General features: G+C 66.9%; 2 protein-coding genes. Both read right to left on the minus strand.

Features of this window, described 5'->3' with window-relative positions; genetic code table 11:
- The coding region (locus EN914_RS34080; RefSeq protein ID WP_127389621.1) for an MFS transporter at positions 1-1,109 on the minus strand (1,109 nt) is incomplete at its 3' end.
- Positions 1,110-1,177: 68 nt separating this feature from the next.
- Positions 1,178-1,765 carry a nicotinate-nucleotide adenylyltransferase gene (locus EN914_RS34085; RefSeq protein WP_013529070.1) on the minus strand — a complete coding sequence of 196 codons (588 nt, stop codon included), beginning with the start codon at positions 1,763-1,765 and terminating at the stop codon, positions 1,178-1,180.
- Positions 1,766-1,813: the final 48 nt, after the last annotated feature.

The raw sequence follows: 1,813 nt of genomic DNA on the forward strand, positions 1-1,813 counted from the left end.
AGGGCCAGTGCGCACGCCGCCGACAGCGCCGTCACGATGCCGGGCACGACGAAGCCCGACAGCGACCAGGCAAACAAAAGCGAACTGGACAGCGCCACCATGTCGTCCTTGCCGGCGCGGTCGGCGGCGTGCGCACTGGCCAGCGAATAGATCGATTCCGAAGCGCCGTCCCACACGATGTAGATCACAACCAACGCGGCCAGCGCGCCGCCATCGAACCCGAGTGCAAACAGGCCGGCGACCATGGCGAGCGCGGATGCGGCGATCAGCACATAGCGGCGGTCGGTTCGGTCGGAAATCCAGCCAAGCGGGATCTGCAGGATCAGCGTGCCGAGAGGCATCGCCGAAAGCAGCAGCGCCACGTCGGCCTGGCTGTAGCCCTTGGCCGTGGCGTGGATCGGTGCGAAGCCAGCAATCGACATCGACAGGCCGCCGACGGCAAGCATGCCGGCGACGCCGACCGGTGAAACCCGCCAGGCACGGCGCAGCGCCACCGAGGCCGCCTGCGGCGCCGGCGGCTGGGCAAGTTTGGTCATCCCGACAGGGAGGATCGACAGCGCGGTGAAGACGATGCCGATCAGCGGCGCATCCGCTGTCCTGATATCGACCAGCGCTAGCGTCGCGTAGCCGACGCCGAGCCCGGCGACATAGGCAACGTAGAAGAAAGCCATCACCCGGCCGCGGATGGCGTTGGCAACGGCATCGTTCAGCCAGCTCTGCGCGACGATGAACAGGCCGCATATGGCAAAGCCGTAGAGCGCGCGGGCGGCTATCCACAGCAGCGGAAGGACCCCGGCGCCGACAGCGGCGTTGGCCAGCGCGATCAGCGCCGACAGCACCATGAAGGCGCGGGCATGGCCGACCCTTCGCACCAGCGGTCCGGTCAAGATGCAGCCGGCGAGCCCGCCGGCCGAAAGCCCGGTGATGATCAGCCCGGCCCAGGTCGGATCGAAACCCTCTGCGCCAAGCCGGACCGGGATATAGGCAAACATCAGCCCGTTGCCGACGGCAATCAGCGCCATCGACACGATGACGCTGGCAATCGCGATCAGCGGCGTGGGCTCGGCGCCCTGCTCGGCTTCGCTGCGGTTTTTCCTGGGAATCGACATGCCTGCTCAGGATTGCCCATGAAACGGGCAAAGGAAGCGATAAAAGCGACATGGCCGGGCGGCCGGGCTCACCCCTTCGCCAGCTTGCGGATCGCGCTCGATGACAGCGACGAGCGCGGGCCGTGAATGAAGGTCCAGGCCGGCGCCTTCATGCGGGCAAGCCGCGGCGCATCGCCCTCGTCGATGCGGGCATAGTCGAAGGTCTTGGCGACGACCGAGGACAGGAACGACAGCGTCGCGCCCGGGCGGTCGATGACGGCGATCGGGAAGGTCATGACGATCTCGCGCCAGCGCTGCCAGCGATGGAAATCGCGCAGGCTGTCGGCACCCATGATCCAGACGAAATCGACACCGGGGTTGCGCGCCTTGACCAGCGCCAGCGTATCGGCGGTGTAGCGGACGTGATGGGCGGCTTCGAAAGCGGTGACCTTGATCTTCGGGTTCTTGGCGATCTGTTCCGACAGCTGCAGCCGTTCGCCCAGCGGCGCCAACTCCCTGGTGTTCTTCAGCGGATTGCCCGGCGTCACCATCCACCACAACTGGTCGAGCGCCAGGCGTCTGAGCGCGATCTCGGCGACCAGCGCATGGCCGGCATGCGGCGGATTGAACGAGCCGCCGAACAGGCCGACGGCGAGGCCTTTCTCGGCGTGCGGCATTTTGAAATAGTGGGAGGGGATAGCCTCCTTACCCGCCCCCTTGTGGGG

It is taken from the genome of Mesorhizobium sp. M7A.F.Ca.CA.001.08.2.1 (genome assembly GCF_003998455.1).
GTDB lineage: Bacteria > Pseudomonadota > Alphaproteobacteria > Rhizobiales > Rhizobiaceae > Mesorhizobium > Mesorhizobium ciceri.